The sequence below is a fragment of the Acinetobacter sp. RRD8 genome, assembly GCF_031844225.1.
Lineage (GTDB): Bacteria > Pseudomonadota > Gammaproteobacteria > Pseudomonadales > Moraxellaceae > Acinetobacter.
In genome coordinates this window covers 60815-78715 of record NZ_JAUZUU010000002.1, presented here as the reverse complement: position 1 = coordinate 78715, position 17901 = coordinate 60815, and the positions used below count along the sequence as shown (strand labels likewise).

The window sequence follows — 17901 nt, the reverse complement described above, 5'->3', positions numbered from 1 at the left end:
AACAAAATTAAAGACAAATTTTTACCCATCCGATGAACTAAAGCACATAATTCAAAATTGACAGGGCAACAACAGGAGCAGTTTCGGTACGTAGTACACGCTCGCCGATACACCAGTTGAGAAAACCTTTCTGGTTTGCGGCACTAATTTCTGCCTCACTCAAGCCACCTTCGGGGCCAATCAGCAGGGCAAGATCTAAAGTCGCATCTGCCAGTACATCTGTTTCATCTTTATTGGGTGCTAAAACCAGTTTGGTGTTCGGAAGTTCAGTATCCAGCCATTTTTCAAGTGACATGGGCGCTAAAATTTCAGGCACAATGTTTAGACCACATTGTTCACAAGCCGCAATAGCAATGCCTTGCCAGTGATCCAGCTTTTTCTGGTCGCGATCATACTTTAAACGCATTTCACAACGATCCGAAGTCAGCAGCTGAATTTCGGAAACGCCCAGTTCGACTGCTTTCTGAATCGCATAATCCATACGGTCGCCTTTACTCATCACCTGACCGAGCAAAGCCTGGAACTTTGGTGTGCGATTGGCAGGATTAAATGCATTGACCGAGACGGTGGCTGATTTTTTATCAACCTCGGTTAAAGTCACGTCATATTCGCCACCCTGTCCATTGAACAGGGTCGCGCTTTCACCGACTTGCGCGCGTAAAACCTTTACCCAATGATGAAATACAGTTTCCGTAAGCTCAAGGCTGACATCAATAGTTAAATCAGCATCTATATAAAAACGTGGCATTGATCGTTCTACTCAAAAAATCGGTGAAATAAAGGGCTTAAGCTAAACCAAGATCGGTGACCAGCTGACGGGTCGGGTCAGTAGTATTCATGGTGTAGAAATGCAAGCTTGGCGCACCACCTGCAAGTAGACGCTCACAGAATTTAACCACAACTTCATGGCCAAAGGCTTTAATGCTGGCAGTATCGTCACCATAAGTTGCCAGTTGCTTGCGAATCCAGCGTGGAATTTCAGCACCGGTACCATCAGCAAAGCGAATCAGGTTGCTGGAATTGGTAATTGGCATGATGCCTGGCGCAACCGGAATATCGATTCCTGCTTTCTGGATACGATCTACAAAGTAAAAGTAAGCATCTGGATTGAAGAAGAACTGGGTTAAAGCAGCATTGGCACCAGCTTGTACTTTTTCAACAAAGTGCTGGATGTCTTGATCAAAGCTTTCTGCCTGTGGATGCATTTCCGGATAAGCTGCGACTTCAATTTTAAAATGATCGCCTGAATGTTCGCGGATAAAGCGAACCAGATCAGCGGCATAGGGTAATTCACCCAAACCGACCTGACCAGAAGGCAAGTCACCACGCAGGGCAACAATACGGTTAATGCCTTGAGATTTGTACAGGTCTAGAAGTTCAGCAATACGCGCTTTGTCATCACCAATACAAGACAGGTGAGGGGCAACAGGTGCGCCTTTGCCATTAAAGTCATTGATAGTAGACAGGGTGCGTTCACGAGTGGAACCACCAGCACCATAGGTCACAGAGAAGAACTCTGGATTTAAGAGTTGTAGCTCTTGATGCACAACTTTGAGTTTTTCCGCACCTACATCAGTTTTGGTCGGGAAGAATTCAAATGAAATTGGAATCTGTTTAGACATGTTCAAATCCTTTTTATAAATACTTGTAATTTTGGATTGCCCTCATCCTAACCTTCTCCCAAAGGGAGAAGGGACTTCCATTACGATAGTTAAAGTCTTTAAAACTTACCCTCTAACTATTTTCACAATAGAAGTTTCCCTCTCCTTTTAGGAGAGGGCTAGGGAGAGGTAAAAACAAAAATTAGTATTTATAAGCATCAGACTTGAATGGACCTTCAACTTGAACGCCTAAGTAATCCGCTTGTTCTTGAGTCAATTGAGTCAAGACACCACCGAAACCAGCAACCATCGCAGCAGCAACTTCTTCATCTAATTTCTTAGGAAGAAGTTCTACACGAATTTGTGCAGCTTTTTCAGATTCTGGAAGATCAGCAAATTTCTCAGCGAATAAATGCATTTGACCCAATACCTGGTTGGCAAATGAACCATCCATAATACGTGATGGGTGACCAGTCGCATTACCAAGGTTCACCAAACGGCCTTCAGAAAGAAGGATCAGGTAATCATTTTCATTTTCTGAACGATACACCTGGTGTACTTGAGGTTTAACTTCAACCCACTTGTAGCCACGTAGGTAAGCTGTATCAATTTCAGTATCAAAGTGACCGATGTTACAAACAACTGCACCAGCTTTTAATGAATCAAGCATTGCAGCGTCACATACGTGGTAGTTACCTGTTGTAGTTACGATAAGGTCAGTGTTTTGAAGAAGGTCAACATTGATGTCTTCTTTCTTGCCAGTTTGCACGCCATTTTTGTATGGAGATACAACTTCATAACCGTCCATGCATGCTTGCATTGCACAGATTGGGTCAACTTCAGTTACGCGTACAATCATGCCTTCTTGACGAAGGGATTGTGCAGAACCTTTACCTACGTCACCGTAACCGATTACAAGCGCACGACGGCCAGATAAAAGCATATCTGTACCACGTTTGATTGCATCGTTCAGTGAGTGACGGCAACCGTATTTGTTGTCGTTTTTAGACTTGGTTACTGAATCGTTTACGTTGATTGCAGGAACTTTTAAAGTGCCATCACGAAGCATTTCGTACAGACGTTGAACACCTGTCGTTGTTTCTTCAGTTACACCGTGAATTTTTGCAATCACTTCTGGATATTTTTCATGAACAAGTAGCGTTAAGTCACCGCCATCGTCAAGAATCATGTTGGCATCCCAAGGCGTGCCATTTACATTGATTTGTTGTTCAAGACACCACATGTATTCTTCTTCAGTTTCGCCTTTCCAAGCAAATACAGGAATGCCCGCAGCAGCGATTGCAGCAGCAGCATGGTCTTGAGTTGAGAAGATGTTACATGAAGTCCAGCGAACTTCTGCACCCAATTCAACCAGCGTTTCAATTAAAACGGCAGTTTGAATGGTCATGTGGATACAGCCGAGAATTTTCGCGCCTGCAAGCGGTTTTGCTGCTGAGTAGCGTTTACGCAGACCCATTAGGGCTGGCATTTCAGCTTCAGCAAGTTTAATTTCTTTACGGCCGTAATCAGCAAGTGAAATATCAGCAACTTTATAATCTGTAAATGAAGCAGTAACCGCGTTCATCAGGATCTCCTAGGAAAAAATAGATTGGATCGTTCTGTTCGCGGATGCCGTTGTTGATCAGAACGAATGTCTGACCGATGGTCGAGCCTAGCGATTTTACATTTAGTGCCTGTAAAACGTCGCAGCATCCCTCGACTAGCGCAGTATTGTACTTGGATTCTATGAATGAGCCAAGTTGAAAAAAGATAATATTAATTGTTTTCTAAGTTTTGAGTTTTTAGTTGATCAAAAGCCTGTCAGCCTGTAGGCATTAAAATCGAATATTTTCTATTTATTCTTTTTTTGATTCTCCCGCCTCACAGGGGAATAAGCACGATATTTAATTTTATCGTCATGATTATGCGTTTAAAAAAGCCCATCATTTGACGGGCTTTTCGTTTTATTTAGCTTCTTGCTCAGCAGCATCCGCTTTTTGGGTCCAGAACTCAGCTAGTTCTTCATCGCCATCTACACCTAAACCGTTCGCATAAATAAAAGCAAGATCGCGCATGGCCTGAACTTCGCCCCATTCCGCAGCCTGTTTGACTAAAGAAATCGATTTCTCTACATCTTTTTCAATCACATCACCACGACGGTAGAAACCGGCCAGCTCTAAAGTCGCAGCAGGGTGCTTCTCGATATTGGCCTTGCTTAACCAGTAATAGGCTAACTCAAAGTGAGCTTTGGATTCTTCCGGATCTTCTTCTGCTAATTCTTTGGCATAAACGGTATAACCTTCACCTAACCAGTACATTGCATCCACCAGCCCGCCGTTGGCAGCTTTCAATGCCCATTCTTCAGCCAGAATGATGTCATCATCATGCTCGCTTTGCATATACAGCTCAGCCAGTTCAAATTGCGCTTCAGCATTACCGGCTAAGGCAAGATTGGTCAGGACAGCAGAGGGAGAAACACGCTGGGTCATATCAACATCTCAAAAATATTGTGCGTAGACTAAAAGGTTTAAAGCAAAAAAGCCAATCCGAAGGCCAGCTTTTTAAAGAGATTGGTCAATCAAATGATTAGATCAAGCAAATAATCCCTGAGATCGAAGCGATGAACACACAGAACATTACGATCACTTTAATTCTACTTGCCAGATAGCTCAGACTTAAACCGACCACCAGTGCTGCAAAAGTCAGACTACCCAGCCAGTAACTGATCATATTGCTGGCAAATCCTGTTAACAGACACAGAATCAGGGCAATTATGAGCAATACCCAACCCAGAATAGTCGCAAGTTGTGTTTTTTTAGGGTTGAGTTCTGTGTCAAAAATCTGTTTTTGATGTTTGGACATCGACATTGCAAGTGCAAAGAAACCCAGTGAAGTTAAAGCCCAAATCAATAAGAAGAACATCATGCCTGATTCTCCTTGAGAGCAGCCTTGGCTTTTTTAGAGGGTAAGCCTTTATGGTTTTTCACTTTTTTAAATGAAAACCAGAACAAGATCGCAAGCACCCACATCGCCAGATCAAAAGAAGTAATGACCCATTGACCATGCATAATGGTGTTCCAGATCGCTTGACCACCGGTCAAGAAGTTCACAATTGGCAGCAAGGCAAATGCAGCAGTGGCGAGCAGTAATAGTTCCAGCCAGGCCTGATGATGAGTGCGAATCATGGCATACAGTAAAGTCAGCAACCAGACAATAAAGAAGCTACGAATTTCCCAGTTCAGACGCATGTCCATGTCTGCCGGAATAAAACGGTTGGCATAAAAATAGGCAGCACAGGCAATCGGTAAACCAATAATGGCAGCGATATTGGTGACTTCAACCACGCGATAGCCAAAGGATTTATAGCCTTGCTTCTGTTGTTGTGGCGCACGTTTGACACACCATAGAATTAGACCAGTCGCAATCATTAGTGTACCGACCACACCTGACATGAACAATAACCAGCGTAAAGCCAGATCCACGCCCCGTGCTTCATGCAATGTGGTGAATACATTATAAATACCATTTGCGATTGAAGGCGTTTTCAGGGTGGTTTGATCCGGCTCTAAATCACCGGTCACACCATTGAAAGCAAGGCTCGGATAAACATTACGATAAGCTACGCTGACTCCGTTTAAGGCACGAAGCTCAATTTCTGCTTTTAGGGTATTTGGCTGGATGATAGTAATCGTGCCAACTGGATTATTTTTCCATTCTTTTTCGGCTGTTGCCAAGATCGGAGCCAGATCGGTTAACGGTGCAGGAGATGCAGCTTGCATTTCATCACGAGAGCGGCGACTTTCACCACGTGCAGACATTTCACCGCGCTCGCCACGATTTTCTCTCTCAGCTTGCGGTCGACGTTCTTTACTCTCACTACGGCCTTCACGGGATTCAGCTTGAATACTGTTGTCTTGAACCAAACTCTTGCGTTGATCTTGCAGAAATGCACCTCGATTTTCATAAATCTGGTTTACGCCCCAAGGCATCAGGGTAAACAGCAATAATAATAAGCCACTGAAGGTAATCATGATGTGAAAGGGCAGGGCAAATACCGCAGTAGCATTGTGTGCATCCAACCAGGAACGCTGACCTTTGCCGGGACGGAAAGTAAAAAAATCCTTGAAAATTTTCTTATGGGTAATGACACCGCTGATGATTGCCACCAGCATGAGCAGGGTCGCAATGCCGACAATCCAGCGCGCCCAAATTCTTGGCAAACCATACAATTCAAAGTGGAAACGGTATAGGAAGGAACCGCCACGTGTTTCACGCGCTTGCAAAACTTCGCCCGTGGCGCTGTCAATCGTCACGCGGGTACCGCCACGACGGGCACGTGGATCTTCGCTGGCACTACGAATAGTCAGGGTGGTAGTATTTTGGCGTGAGTTAGGAAGCTGGATTGCCCAGCTGCCGGCATGCGGATGGTGCTGTTGCAGATAAGCCAGTGCCACACGGGTTTGTTCGATTTGAGTCTTTGGTGGAACTGACTGATGAAATTCCGGTTTCATCCAGACGGTAATTTCGTTCTGGAAAAAGCTTAAGGTTCCGGTCAAGAAAATCGCATATAAAAGCCAGCCTAAAATCAGACTGGCCCAGGTATGCAACCACGACATCGACTGGCGTGGACCTTCGGGTTTTGCATCTACTCTCATCTCAATTTCCTAAAAGCTTATAGGCGATATAGAGTAAAACACCGGGAATCGCGATCCCGAGCGTAGCTTTGAGCGTCTTATTCACCATAAATACCCAGATAAATGCAGCAGCATTCAAGCTAAAGCCAATCAGGGTGGCGGACATGGCTGCACTGCTTCCACTGTCGATAAAAAGCTGGGCAATCACGATCGTTGCCAGTGTAGCCAGTAGATAACCGCCAGCACCCGCCAGAATAAAGCGATATAAAATCATCCCACGATAAGCCAGCATATTTGCTTTGACTTTATTTTTGCTTGATGGTTTCGGTGCAGTAACTGTTCCAGTCGCTATGGCTTGCATATTCGGACTATTCATCATCGAAAATTCTATTTACAAACTTATGAAGTAATTAATGATAATGATAACAATTATTGTTTAGATTTTAAATATGGGTTGTTGAACTATTTATATGAAAAATAAGTAAAACTGGAAGTTAAGTTAAAAAAGAGAGGGGGAAGGAAATTAAAAAAGATCAAAATGTAAGGCTTACAAATAAAAACAGCGGCTCGAAGGCCGCTGTCTAAACTTCATTTATTCACGATTAGTCTTGCTGAATACCTGCAACCACCCAGTCCTGATTTGAACCTGCTGGTTTGGTGAAATGCCAGATTTCTGCGAACGGTTGCGGCAAGCTGTTTAAGTCTTCGCTTACCGTACCTGTAAAGCGTACGCTGACAATATACTGGCCATTGTCAGTCGATGAGTCGACGACCATCGCATTCAGATTTGAAAACTCGGCAACATCCTGATCCTGATTGCTCATGATGTCGTTATACATTGACTGATAAAGTTCAGGAGTCAGATAACGCTGAATTTCAGAAATGTTGCTTGCTGTATTCATGGACTGAATATGGTTAAAACGCTGACGCGCTACACGCAAGAATGCTGCAGGTTCAGTACCATCCGATAACTGGCTGCCACTTTGGGTATAAGCTGCACCAAAAGGCGCGTTATTTACCGGAGCAGAACCGAACGGAGCATTGTTGCTTGACGTTTGACCACCCACATTCTGACCAAAAATATTGGTACTGTCACCACCGCGAGGTGCAGTCGGTGCCTGACCAAAAGGTGCTGTATTACCAGCACCGCTATTTGGTGCGTATGGGTTAGAAGCTACTTTTTTTTTTGCGCCCATCTTACGGAAAATGAAGAAGGCAACAGCAGCAGCAAGAAGGATCCAGATCCAGCCTGGAATACCACCTTTTTCCTCTTCGGCTTGAGCAGCCTGAGCTTCAGATGCTGCTACACTTTGATCATCCGCCAAGGCATTGGCAGCGACTGCACCAATTGCGGCACCCGCTACACCCGCAGCAACCATGCCGCCGACACCCGGACCGGATTTTTGCTGGGTTGCAGCACCGGCAACTGGCGCTTGTTGAGCAGGCGCAGCTTGACGAGGTTGTTGATAAGATTGAGTAGGTTGTGCAGAACGTTGCATGCCGTGACTTTTACCGCCACCGGCACGTTTTGCTTCAGCTGCAAAAGGCGCAACCAATAAAACTGCTGTCAAGATACCTGTGATCAAACCGCGCTGTCGAACTTCCATTCATTTTTCCTATGAGAATAAAACCTGTTTGTACAGTCTATTTATATAGGCTTTGTGTGGAATTTCAATCAAAAATCTGTATTTTTTTGCTCTTTGTACGAAATGAGCCGGTTTACAGTTAATTGAGTTCATCACTCAGCGCCATTGCCTCGCTCAAGGCTTCATGTAAACGCGCAACTGCAATAATTTGCACGCCCTCGATGGATTTTTGCGGTGCATTGCCGCGAGGGACAATAATGTATTTAAAACCATGCTTGATCGCTTCTTTTAGGCGCTCCTGGCCGTTCGGCACAGGGCGAATCTCTCCAGACAGTCCGACTTCCCCAAAAACCGCCAGCTGTTGCGGTAAGGCTTTGCCACGAATACTAGAAGCGCAGGCGAGAAGTACCGCCAGATCCGAACCGGTTTCGGTAATTTTCAACCCACCGACGATATTGACATAAACATCCTGGCCGGAGGTTTGCACACCACCATGCCGATGCATGACTGCAAGGAGCATATTCAAGCGGTTCTGATCCAGGCCAAGTGCTACACGTCTTGGTTGGCCATGTGCATCATCGACCAGTGCCTGAACTTCAACCAGAAGCGGGCGCGTACCTTCACGGCTGATCATTACAATTGAACCGGGAATCGCTTCATCATAACGGCTTAAAAAGATGGCTGAAGGATTGGAAACTTCGCGTAGACCTTTATCGGTCATGCCGAACACACCGAGTTCATTGACTGCACCAAAACGGTTTTTGACCGCTCGAATCATCCGGTAACGTGAATCCGATTGGCCTTCAAAATACAGCACACAGTCGACCATATGTTCCAGTACGCGCGGACCTGCCAAGGCGCCTTCTTTGGTCACATGACCGACCAAGAATAAAGATGTACCGCTATTTTTGGCAAAACGGGTCAGCAGAGCCGCTGATTCACGAATCTGTGAGACACCACCCGGTGCAGATTGTAGGGTCTCGGTATACAGGGTTTGGATCGAGTCCAAAATGGCCACCGCAGGACGTTGCTGGGCCAGCACTTCACAAATACGTTCGACACAGGTTTCTGCCATGACTTTGAGCTGATCGGTCGGCAGATCCAGACGCTGGGCACGTAAAGCCACCTGAGACAAGGATTCCTCACCGGTCACATACAGGGCTGGATTTTTGGCAGATGCCATGTGCGTGGCTGTTTGTAGCAAGATGGTAGATTTACCAATCCCGGGATCACCGCCGATCAAGACCACCGAACCGGTCACCAGTCCGCCACCCAAGACCCGGTCAAATTCGCTGATCCCCGTCGGCAGACGGGTTTCATGAGAGACTGAAACCTGATTTAAAGTCGTGATGCTGGACGCCTGGCCTGCATATCCACCACCGATTTTTGGCTGGGCGCGATGCGTCACTGCCGGTGCAATGGTCACCTCAACCAGGCTGTTCCATTCCCCGCATTCAGAACACTGCCCCGACCATTTTGGATGATCGGCACCACACTGTTCACAACGATACACACTTTTTGCTTTAGCCATATTTGAAGATGTAGCGATTGAAATTGAGTGACAGCATAGCGGTGAATGCTATAGAAAACCAAGCCTTTCACCTGAAAAATCATAGTTTTTACGACAAGGCTTGTCGTTTTTATTTATGCTGATTTGAATGCTATGCGTCAACGCCGTCTATAATGCCCATCTTGTTATGCTGGAATGGAACAGATCTTGTCACAATTGCTGAAACATATTGATGCGATCGCACGTGAAAAAAACCGTGATGTGCTGTTTGTGCATTTTGATCATTATGTCCATCCAGATCGGGACGCAAACTCGGTTCGCCAAATGTTGATCGGCTGGCTAGAGCAACAGGGCATTGTCTATATGCCGTGTTTAGGTGTGGATCAAACCGTCCATAGTGAAATCTACCTGGGTGGTCTTTATCTGGATGTACCTTTTGATCTGCATCATAAAACCTATCAAAAATTGAGTGGGTATCTGGAAGATGAACAGGGCAATATGAAAATTAAAGGCATTCAGTTTTTTGTTTTATCTTTAGGACTAGCGTTGGAGCTTGAATCTGAGTGGGACAAGCTGGCTTGTAGTGGTTTACGTTGCTAAATTTTCATGATGAAGAATGGAAAAGATGAAGCATAAAAAGCCACGATTGACGTGGCTCTTTACTATTTAAGTTGAGTAGTTAAATAACTTATCAATTAATAAAGTTCACCAGATTTACGTCTTGCAATAAAGTCTTTCGATTCCTTGGCAATCACTCCGGATAAAAGCAATAGTGCAATTAAGTTTGGAACCGCCATGAGCCCATTAAAGGTATCGGCGAAGAGCCAAACCAGATCAAGGGTCGCCACACAGCCAATAAATACCGAAGCGATATAAATAATGCGATAGGGCAGCACAAACTTCTCACCGAGCAAATAAGTGGCACATTTCTCGCCATAGTAGCTCCAACCCAAGATGGTGGAATAAGCAAAGAAAATAATCCCGAGGGTCACAATCCAGCCGCCGATCCCAGGCAACAGTTTGTCAAACGCGCTGATGGTCAATACTGCACCGGTTTGATCTCCGAATGAATTACCGGCCATGATATAACCCATCACCAGAACAATACCGGTAATTGAACAGACAATAATCGTATCAATAAACGTACCGGTCATAGACACCAGACCTTGACGGGCCGGATGATCGGTTTTTGCCGCTGCGGCAGCAATCGGCGCAGAACCCATGCCGGCTTCGTTGGAGAATACACCACGTGCCACACCATAACGAATCGCTGCACCAATCGCACCGCCCACTGCAGCTTCACCAGTAAATGCATAGCTGAAGATCATTTTTAGTGCCGGCACGACCAGTTCCAGATTATTTAAAATAATAATCAGACCGCCAGCCACATAACCCACCGCCATAATCGGCACGATCACAGAAGAAGCTTTGGAAATCGATTTGATTCCGCCCAGAATCACCAGTGCTGAAAAGGCAGTGATAATGATCCCCGTCATCCAGGTTTCAATGCCCAGGCTGTTTTCAACTGCCAGTGCTACAGTATTCGACTGTACTGAACTGCCGATCCCAAAAGAAGCCAGTGTCCCGAACAAAGCGAAAATCAGTGCCAGCCATTTCCATTTCAGACCACGCTCGATGTAGTACATCGGACCACCGGACATTTCACCTTTCTCATTTTTGACTCGGTATTTGACTGCGAGAACACCTTCGCCATATTTGGTCGCCATACCAAACAGGGCAGTCATCCACATCCAGAACACGGCGCCCGGACCACCGAGAACACAGGCAGTGGCTACACCGGCAATATTACCGGTACCAATCGTGGCAGAGAGTGCGGTCATCAATGAAGCAAATTGGGAAATATCACCTGAATGCTCAGGGTGCTTGCCAAAGACCTGTTTAAAGGCTAAAGGCAACATGCGGAACTGCCAGAACAATAAACGAAAGGTAAGGAAGATCCCGGTACCGACAATCAGTACCAGCATATAAGGGCCCCAGACCCAGCCGCTTAAAGTTTCCATTAAACTTTGTAAATTTTGCATAAAATTCTTCTTATTGATCCATGTCTGTGTAGTTCGAGGTATTGATTAAAAAGCAATTGCTATGCCAGATGCATTCATCCTGAATGCATAAATTGGCTGAATAGTGTTCTATTTTTTACACAGTTTTAAAAATTTGACAAGAAATTACTGGAATATCGCAGGTCAAAAATAAAGCAGAAATGTAACTGTAGAGCGATATAAGAAAAATAAATTAACTTCTTCAATTAATCAGGAAATACAAATGATGCAAATTTTATTTTTGTATTCAGCATTTTTTACGTTAATTTGTCGCGAGTAAAACTCAAAGTTGTAATTAATAATGTCAGAAAAATATAACAATTCGTCGGCAGAGCACGGTGAATTAAAGCGGAGTTTGTCCAATCGGCACCTACAGTTAATTGCCATTGGGGGCGCCATCGGAACCGGCCTGTTTATGGGTTCGGGTAAAACCATCAGTCTCGCAGGTCCTTCGATTCTGGTGATCTATATGATCATCGGTTTTATGGTCTTTCTGGTGATGCGTGCATTGGGTGAGCTGTTACTCTCCAATTTACAATATAAATCATTTATTGATTTTGCCACGGATCTGATCGGGCCTTGGGCCGGATACTTTGTTGGCTGGACCTACTGGCTATGCTGGATCACCATCGGGATCGCAGATCTGTCAGCCATTATTTATTATCTGCAATTCTTCAATAATGGCTTGCCCTTTAGCCCTGAAGAAGGCGTCATGATCAGTGTTGCCGCGATTGTGTTTATCATGGGGTTGAATCTGGTCACGGTAAAACTGTTTGGTGAAATGGAGTTCTGGTTTGCCCTGGTCAAAATTATCGCCATTGTGGTGCTGATTGCTGTTGGTCTGTGGATGGTGTTTACTGGCTTTACCAATGATGCCGGTACGGTCGCATCCTTTAGTCATATCTGGGAGCATGGCGGTTTGTTCCCAACGGGTGCCATGGGCTTCCTGGCCGGTTTCCAGATTGCAATCTTTGCCTTTGTGGGGGTGGAACTGGTGGGTACTACCGCGGCTGAAACCAAAGATCCGGAAAAGAACCTACCAAAAGCGGTGAACTCTATTCCGATCCGTATCATTATTTTCTATGTATTGGCACTGCTAATTGTGATGTCAGTGACACCGTGGAACCAGATTGATCCGAATGTATCACCGTTTGTGAACCTGTTCAGTCAGGCTGGCATTGCAGCGGCTGCGATCATCATGAACCTGGTGGTATTGTCCTCGGTGATGTCATCGATGAACAGTGGCGTATTCTCAACCAGTCGTATGCTGTTTGGCCTGTCGCGTGAAGAGCAGGCACCGGTTGCCTTTGGTCGCTTGAACCGTCGCGCAGTGCCTGCAAATGCCCTGTATTTTTCTGCCGTGTGTTTGTTGCTGGGTGCAGCACTGCAGTATTTCGTTCCGGATACTGTTCGGGCCTTTACCTTGGCCACGACTTTATCCACGATTCTGTTTATTTGTGTCTGGATCATCATTATCTGGAGCTATATCGTGTATTACAAAACACGTCCAGAGCTGCATGCCAAATCGACCTTTAAGCTGCCAGGTGGTTTATTGACTTGTTGGGTCGTGATTATTTTCTTCCTGAGCATGATCGTGGTTTTGGCGCTGGAAGAGGATACTCGTCAGGCACTGATGATCAGTCCGATCTGGTTTATCCTGCTGATCATTGGCTATTTTGGTTTGTATAAACAGAAACATAAATAAACCTTATCAATAAAAACGTCAGCGATCTGCTGGCGTTTTTTTTTGTCTAAAGATACTCTCTAGCGTTTAACGCTTGGGTCATGCCGAATGATCGCGTTATACTTCATCGAAACTATTACATTAGGTGGTCAGATGCGCCAAGTCATTTGCTACATCAGTATCTTAGCGACAGGTCTTGTTCTTGCAGGTTGTGGACAGTCAGGTGCTTTGCACTTGCCGAATGATCCGAATTACGACAAGCGTGCCAAGTATCTGTTATACAAAAATACTGAAACTGAGCCTAAAGCGTCCGATGAAAAACGCGAGGCACCCGTGCAACAACAGTTTGCTGCACCTACAGATTCAGACGTTAAAACCACACCATAACGCTTTCACAGAAAGGATACCTTCATGAGTTTCACCCGCATTAATGGGGTATTGCACGCTGAGCAATGTTCATTACAACAGCTCGCGGAGCAATTCGGCACACCACTCTATGTTTATTCTAAAGCCACTTTGGAAAAGCATTTTTTAGATATGGACCGTGCTTTTGATTTTATCCACCATCAAATCTGTTTTGCGGTAAAGTCCAACTCTAATCTTGCGGTATTGAATGTATTGGCCAAACAGGGTGCCGGTTTTGATATTGTGACCGGTGGTGAATTGGCGCGTGTGCTGAAAGCCGGTGGTGATGCATCGAAAATCGTATTTTCGGGCTTGGGTAAATCTGAAGCGGATATCAAAAAAGCGTTGGAAGTCGGCATTGCCTGCTTTAACGTGGAATCTTATGCCGAGCTGGATCGTATCCAGAAGGTTGCGGCTGAATTAAATATCAAAGCGCCGATTTCATTGCGTGTCAATCCGGATGTCGATGCCAAAACCCATCCTTATATTTCAACGGGCTTAAAAGAAAATAAATTCGGTATTCCATCGGATAGCGTGTTCGAAACCTATCAATATGCGGCGTCATTGCCAAATCTGGATGTGGTCGGGATTGACTGCCATATCGGTTCACAGTTGACTGAAACCCAGCCATTTGTCGATGCACTGGATCGTGTCATTGTCATGATTGACCAGTTAAAAGAGCTGGGCATTCACCTCAAACACATTGATATCGGTGGCGGTCTGGGCGTGAAGTATAAAGATGAAACCCCGCCGTCGGTTGAAGAATATGCCAATGCGCTGCGTCCGGCTTTAGAAAAGTTGGGCTTGAAAGTATATATGGAACCGGGACGTAGTATTTCTGCCAATGCGGGTGTGCTGCTGACTAAAGTGGATCTGTTGAAGCCGACCAAGCACCGTAATTTCGCGATCATTGATGCAGCGATGAATGACCTGATTCGCCCTGCGTTATATGAAGCATGGATGGATATTCAGTCTGTGACACCGCGTAACGATGTCGAAGCAAAAGAATGGGATGTGGTGGGTGCCATCTGTGAAACTGGTGACTTCCTCGGTAAAGAGCGCGAGCTTGCGATCAAGGAAAATGATGTGCTGGCTGTACTTGGCGCTGGTGCATACGGTTTTGTGATGAGCTCAAATTACAACAGCCGTGGTCGTGCTGCTGAAGTAATGGTCGATGCTGATCAGGCACATTTGATTCGTGAACGTGAGACGATTGAATCACTTTGGGAACGTGAGCGTTTATTGCCTTAAGGATAAATCAGGATGTTATTAGAATTTACCAAGATGCATGGTCTGGGCAATGACTTTATGGTGGTTGATCTGATCAGCCAGCGTGCTTATTTAGACACTTTGACCATTCAGCGTTTGGCCAATCGTAACTTCGGCATTGGTTTTGATCAACTCTTGGTGGTTGAGCCACCCGATGTCCCAAGTGCAGACTTTAAATATCGGATTTTTAATGCCGATGGTTCAGAAGTGGAACAATGTGGCAATGGTGTGCGCTGTTTTGCCAAATTTGTACATGATCGTCAGCTCACCACCAAAACCAAAATCAAGGTGCAAACCAAATCTGGTATTGTTGAGCCGGAATTGGGTGTGAATGGTTGGGTACGGGTCAATATGGGCTATCCAAAATTCCTGCCTCAGGAAATTCCATTTGTGGCTGATGCGCCGGAGAGCCTGTATGACATCGATCTTGCTGGCGGTGAAAAGCTGACCATTGATGTGGTCAATATGGGGAATCCACATGCGGTGACAATTGTACCGGATGTGATCGCTGCTGATGTCGCACGTATTGGTCCACAAGTTGAATCACATGCGCGCTTCCCGGCACGAGTCAATGCTGGCTTTATGCAGATTATTGATGAAAAACATGCACGTTTACGTGTGTACGAGCGTGGTGTAGGCGAGACCTTAGCTTGTGGTACAGGTGCCTGTGCTGCCGCAATTTCAGGTATGCGCCGTGGTCTGCTGTCGAGCAAAGTGGAAGTTGAACTGGCAGGCGGCAAGCTGCAAATTGAATGGAAAGAAGGTGATGTGGTCTGGATGACCGGACCAACGGCGACCGTGTATGAAGGACGTCTGGATTTACGTTATTTCCAGGGTTAAGCTTGGTTCCGCTTGAGAAAAAAGCACTGTCTGATCGATGGTGCTTTTTTTATGCTAGGATGGGAAAAACCGTAGAATTTGAATGAGATGAATACGCTTGTGTTCCTGCCGGGTGCTTCAGGAAGCCAGCACTTTTGGCAGCCATTAAGGGCAGCATTAACCAAATATCCAGATCAGCAAGTCATTGCCTATCCGGGCTTTGATGGCGTAGCACCAAATTTGGCCATTCAAAACCTGTATGATCTGCAAGAATTCGTGAAAGAAAAAATTGAGGATGATTCCATTCTGATTGCCCAGTCTATGGGCGGTGTCTTGGCCGTTGGGTTGGCACTCAATCATCCGCAGAAAGTCAAAGGGCTGGTATTGTTGGCGACATCTGGTGGTCTGAATTTAAAAACTTTTCATTGTGCAGACTGGCGAACAGATTATCGTGAACTGTTTAAAACAGCGCCGGACTGGTTTGAACAAGACCAAACTGAATTTAGCCGCGTTCAGCTTGAAAGTCTTGACATTCCGATCTTACTGATCTGGGGCGATCATGATCCTTTAAGTACTGTTCAGCTTGGACAATACTTGGCAGGAATTTTTAAAAATGCAAAATTGCATATTATCCAAGGTGGAGATCATTTCTTTGCCAACTCTCATGCAAATCAGGTTGCAATGCTGATTCAAGATTATTTGGAGCAACTCTAAATGGAGCAAGCAGTGATTGTCCCACCTCAACTCTTGCTTAACATGTGGCTGAAAGAACGTGAAATTCAAAACCAGTCCAAACATACCTTGCAAGCCTATGAACGTGATGTCTCAGATTTTTTAGAGTTTTGCCAGCGTGAGCAGCTCAATTTAAACGATGTAGAAGCCACCGATTTACGCCAGTTTCTGGCTGAAAAAGTGGAACAGCATCAGCTCAGTCCTAGCAGCCTGCAACGTATGCTTTCGGCTATTCGTCAGTTTATGAAATGGGCCGAGCAGGCTCAGCATATGGCTTTTAATCCGGCGGATGATTTTCAGTTAAAACGTCAATCGCGTCCTTTGCCGGGCATGGTGGATATTGAAACCGTCAACCAAATTATTGATCAGCCTGCGCCTGAAAATGAAATACAACAGCAAATGTGGCTCCGGGACAAAGCGATGTTAGAATTGCTTTATTCCAGTGGGCTGCGTCTGGCAGAACTGCAAAGCCTGAGAATTAAAGATATTGATTTCAACCGGCAGTTATTACGCATTACTGGTAAAGGCAATAAAACCCGGATAATGCCTTTCGGTTCCAAGGCCAAAGACAGCGTGATGGCTTGGTTGCAAGTCTATCCCTTATGGAATGGCGATTTTGTACCGGAGGCGAATGTATTTATTACCCAGAAAGGCAATCCGCTCGGTGCACGACAAATTGAAAATCGGGTCAAGTTTCAGGCGCAGCGCGCAGGCGTGAATGTAGATTTACATCCGCATTTGTTAAGACATTGTTTTGCGAGTCACATGTTATCGAATAGCCGGGACTTACGAGCCGTGCAGGAAATGCTGGGACACAGTAATTTAACCACCACGCAAATTTATACCCATGTTGATTTTGACCATCTGGCCCAGATTTATGATCAGGCCCATCCGCGTGCGCAGCATAAAGAAGATTGATCATGTGCCAAGTGTTATAGAATAAAAATCATGAAAATTGTATTTTTGGCACAAAACTTTCATATATAAACCTTAAAATGGAATTGAACTGAACATTGGCGTTCGGGTAAGCATTTCACTATTGTCTTATTCGTTAAATGCGCCATTTCAGGTATAACAATAACTAGTATTTAATATTTAAAATGAAATATTGCTGAGTAGAGTCTCAGCATTTGACCGATGGGAGGTGACATGGACACACTGGTAATTGCAGATATAGAGCAAAAATATGCACAGTTAAGTGAAGCTCAAAAAGAAATGTTCGCAGGTTATGGTTTGCGACAAATCAAGCATTTTGTGGACATTAGCTTACCCAATCTTGAAGCGACCTTACCTGAAGGCGCCATCATTCAAGGGATTAATGCCGATGGAAAAGTTCAGGCCTTTAATGCGGCGACTAGGCAATACTATTTATGGATTTCTGATTTGCAATGGCAATTGTCGAATCGTGCGACCCAGGCAGTCGATTTAAAAGAAGATGCGATTGCAATTTGGCAAATTTTTGAATTGGCAGACTATGAGCTGGTAGATTTAAGCCATGTACATCGTGATTTTTTAGCACAAGAAACTGAGTAAATTCTGAAGCATCCACATAACATAAAAATAAGATTCAGTCCTGTGATTTGGCTTTGCTCAAGAGGAAA

General features: G+C 45.1%; 18 protein-coding genes. 8 read left to right on the top strand and 10 right to left on the bottom strand.

Going from position 1 to position 17901, the window contains the following annotated elements; all coding sequences use genetic code 11:
* Window positions 1–37: 37 nt before the first annotated feature.
* The 9 genes from Q9R24_RS03135 to radA all read right to left on the bottom strand — a co-directional run bounded on the left by Q9R24_RS03135 (window position 38) and on the right by radA (window position 9352).
* Window positions 38–748, bottom strand: coding sequence for a 16S rRNA (uracil(1498)-N(3))-methyltransferase (locus tag Q9R24_RS03135; RefSeq protein ID WP_311203706.1), 711 nt, complete (start codon window positions 746–748; stop codon window positions 38–40).
* Window positions 749–785: 37 nt separating this feature from the next.
* Window positions 786–1622 (bottom strand): methylenetetrahydrofolate reductase [NAD(P)H], encoded by an 837-nt coding sequence (gene metF, locus Q9R24_RS03130; protein ID WP_311203705.1) that lies wholly within the window; start codon window positions 1620–1622, stop codon window positions 786–788.
* 181 nt (window positions 1623–1803) lie between these two features.
* Window positions 1804–3186: an adenosylhomocysteinase gene (ahcY, locus tag Q9R24_RS03125; protein WP_004645731.1), complete on the bottom strand. Its 1383-nt coding sequence runs from the start codon at window positions 3184–3186 to the stop codon at window positions 1804–1806.
* Between the two features lie 379 nt (window positions 3187–3565).
* Window positions 3566–4090, bottom strand: a complete 525-nt coding sequence (locus Q9R24_RS03120; RefSeq protein WP_168386981.1) for a tetratricopeptide repeat protein — start codon at window positions 4088–4090, stop codon at window positions 3566–3568.
* A 97-nt stretch (window positions 4091–4187) separates the two neighbouring features.
* Window positions 4188–4526, bottom strand: coding sequence for a DUF3325 domain-containing protein (locus Q9R24_RS03115; RefSeq protein WP_311203704.1), 339 nt, complete (start codon window positions 4524–4526; stop codon window positions 4188–4190).
* Window positions 4523–6256, bottom strand: a complete 1734-nt coding sequence (locus Q9R24_RS03110) for a PepSY-associated TM helix domain-containing protein (protein WP_311203703.1) — start codon at window positions 6254–6256, stop codon at window positions 4523–4525. The genes Q9R24_RS03115 and Q9R24_RS03110 overlap by 4 nt, the downstream gene beginning before the upstream one ends.
* Window position 6257: 1 nt before the next feature.
* The gene (locus tag Q9R24_RS03105; protein ID WP_005106369.1) at window positions 6258–6614 is read right to left on the bottom strand and encodes a hypothetical protein; all 357 of its coding nucleotides are present in this window, start codon (window positions 6612–6614) and stop codon (window positions 6258–6260) included.
* Between the two features lie 223 nt (window positions 6615–6837).
* A complete protein-coding gene (locus Q9R24_RS03100; RefSeq protein WP_311203702.1) occupies window positions 6838–7842 on the bottom strand; it encodes a TIM44-like domain-containing protein in 1005 nt (334 codons plus the stop codon).
* A gap of 118 nt (window positions 7843–7960) precedes the next feature.
* Window positions 7961–9352 (bottom strand): DNA repair protein RadA, encoded by a 1392-nt coding sequence (gene radA / locus Q9R24_RS03095; protein WP_004731817.1) that lies wholly within the window; start codon window positions 9350–9352, stop codon window positions 7961–7963.
* A 174-nt stretch (window positions 9353–9526) separates the two neighbouring features.
* On the opposite strand from radA, the gene Q9R24_RS03090 reads away from it, so the two are divergent.
* A complete protein-coding gene (locus Q9R24_RS03090) occupies window positions 9527–9931 on the top strand; it encodes a hypothetical protein (protein WP_004645721.1) in 405 nt (134 codons plus the stop codon).
* A 95-nt stretch (window positions 9932–10026) separates the two neighbouring features.
* Here the strand turns inward: Q9R24_RS03090 and Q9R24_RS03085 are convergent, their stop codons facing one another.
* Window positions 10027–11373: a sodium:alanine symporter family protein gene (locus Q9R24_RS03085; protein ID WP_311203701.1), complete on the bottom strand. Its 1347-nt coding sequence runs from the start codon at window positions 11371–11373 to the stop codon at window positions 10027–10029.
* Window positions 11374–11692: 319 nt separating this feature from the next.
* Here Q9R24_RS03085 and Q9R24_RS03080 point away from each other — a divergent pair, with 319 nt between their 5' ends.
* The 7 genes from Q9R24_RS03080 to Q9R24_RS03050 all read left to right on the top strand — a co-directional run bounded on the left by Q9R24_RS03080 (window position 11693) and on the right by Q9R24_RS03050 (window position 17833).
* Window positions 11693–13096, top strand: a complete 1404-nt coding sequence (locus Q9R24_RS03080) for an amino acid permease (RefSeq protein ID WP_311203700.1) — start codon at window positions 11693–11695, stop codon at window positions 13094–13096.
* A 132-nt stretch (window positions 13097–13228) separates the two neighbouring features.
* The gene (lptM, locus tag Q9R24_RS03075; protein ID WP_005247664.1) at window positions 13229–13462 is read left to right on the top strand and encodes an LPS translocon maturation chaperone LptM; all 234 of its coding nucleotides are present in this window, start codon (window positions 13229–13231) and stop codon (window positions 13460–13462) included.
* Between the two features lie 24 nt (window positions 13463–13486).
* On the top strand, window positions 13487–14731 hold the full coding sequence (gene lysA / locus Q9R24_RS03070; protein ID WP_311203699.1) for a diaminopimelate decarboxylase: 1245 nt from the start codon (window positions 13487–13489) through the stop codon (window positions 14729–14731).
* A gap of 12 nt (window positions 14732–14743) precedes the next feature.
* Entirely contained in the window at window positions 14744–15589 is an 846-nt protein-coding gene (gene dapF / locus Q9R24_RS03065; protein WP_311203698.1) for a diaminopimelate epimerase, read from the top strand.
* 87 nt (window positions 15590–15676) lie between these two features.
* Window positions 15677–16282, top strand: a complete 606-nt coding sequence (locus Q9R24_RS03060; RefSeq protein WP_311203697.1) for an alpha/beta hydrolase — start codon at window positions 15677–15679, stop codon at window positions 16280–16282.
* Window positions 16283–17218, top strand: a complete 936-nt coding sequence (gene xerA, locus Q9R24_RS03055; protein ID WP_311203696.1) for a site-specific tyrosine recombinase/integron integrase — start codon at window positions 16283–16285, stop codon at window positions 17216–17218.
* Window positions 17219–17449: 231 nt separating this feature from the next.
* The gene (locus Q9R24_RS03050; protein ID WP_004645713.1) at window positions 17450–17833 is read left to right on the top strand and encodes a hypothetical protein; all 384 of its coding nucleotides are present in this window, start codon (window positions 17450–17452) and stop codon (window positions 17831–17833) included.
* Window positions 17834–17901: the final 68 nt, after the last annotated feature.

Excerpts from the sequence above, each read along its gene's own strand:
- ahcY (WP_004645731.1), bottom strand. The coding sequence starts at position 3,186 with ATGAACGCGGTTACTGCTTCATTTACAGATTATAAAGTTGCTGATATT.
- metF (WP_311203705.1), bottom strand. The coding sequence starts at position 1,622 with ATGTCTAAACAGATTCCAATTTCATTTGAATTCTTCCCGACCAAAACT.
- lptM (WP_005247664.1), top strand. The coding sequence starts at position 13,229 with ATGCGCCAAGTCATTTGCTACATCAGTATCTTAGCGACAGGTCTTGTT.
- Q9R24_RS03085 (WP_311203701.1), bottom strand. The coding sequence starts at position 11,373 with ATGCAAAATTTACAAAGTTTAATGGAAACTTTAAGCGGCTGGGTCTGG.
- Q9R24_RS03080 (WP_311203700.1), top strand. The coding sequence starts at position 11,693 with ATGTCAGAAAAATATAACAATTCGTCGGCAGAGCACGGTGAATTAAAG.
- lysA (WP_311203699.1), top strand. The coding sequence starts at position 13,487 with ATGAGTTTCACCCGCATTAATGGGGTATTGCACGCTGAGCAATGTTCA.
- Q9R24_RS03060 (WP_311203697.1), top strand. The coding sequence starts at position 15,677 with ATGAATACGCTTGTGTTCCTGCCGGGTGCTTCAGGAAGCCAGCACTTT.
- Q9R24_RS03135 (WP_311203706.1), bottom strand. The coding sequence starts at position 748 with ATGCCACGTTTTTATATAGATGCTGATTTAACTATTGATGTCAGCCTT.
- Q9R24_RS03110 (WP_311203703.1), bottom strand. The coding sequence starts at position 6,256 with ATGAGAGTAGATGCAAAACCCGAAGGTCCACGCCAGTCGATGTCGTGG.
- Q9R24_RS03050 (WP_004645713.1), top strand. The coding sequence starts at position 17,450 with ATGGACACACTGGTAATTGCAGATATAGAGCAAAAATATGCACAGTTA.
- dapF (WP_311203698.1), top strand. The coding sequence starts at position 14,744 with ATGTTATTAGAATTTACCAAGATGCATGGTCTGGGCAATGACTTTATG.
- Q9R24_RS03100 (WP_311203702.1), bottom strand. The coding sequence starts at position 7,842 with ATGGAAGTTCGACAGCGCGGTTTGATCACAGGTATCTTGACAGCAGTT.
- Q9R24_RS03090 (WP_004645721.1), top strand. The coding sequence starts at position 9,527 with ATGGAACAGATCTTGTCACAATTGCTGAAACATATTGATGCGATCGCA.
- Q9R24_RS03115 (WP_311203704.1), bottom strand. The coding sequence starts at position 4,526 with ATGATGTTCTTCTTATTGATTTGGGCTTTAACTTCACTGGGTTTCTTT.
- radA (WP_004731817.1), bottom strand. The coding sequence starts at position 9,352 with ATGGCTAAAGCAAAAAGTGTGTATCGTTGTGAACAGTGTGGTGCCGAT.
- Q9R24_RS03120 (WP_168386981.1), bottom strand. The coding sequence starts at position 4,090 with ATGACCCAGCGTGTTTCTCCCTCTGCTGTCCTGACCAATCTTGCCTTA.
- Q9R24_RS03105 (WP_005106369.1), bottom strand. The coding sequence starts at position 6,614 with ATGATGAATAGTCCGAATATGCAAGCCATAGCGACTGGAACAGTTACT.
- xerA (WP_311203696.1), top strand. The coding sequence starts at position 16,283 with ATGGAGCAAGCAGTGATTGTCCCACCTCAACTCTTGCTTAACATGTGG.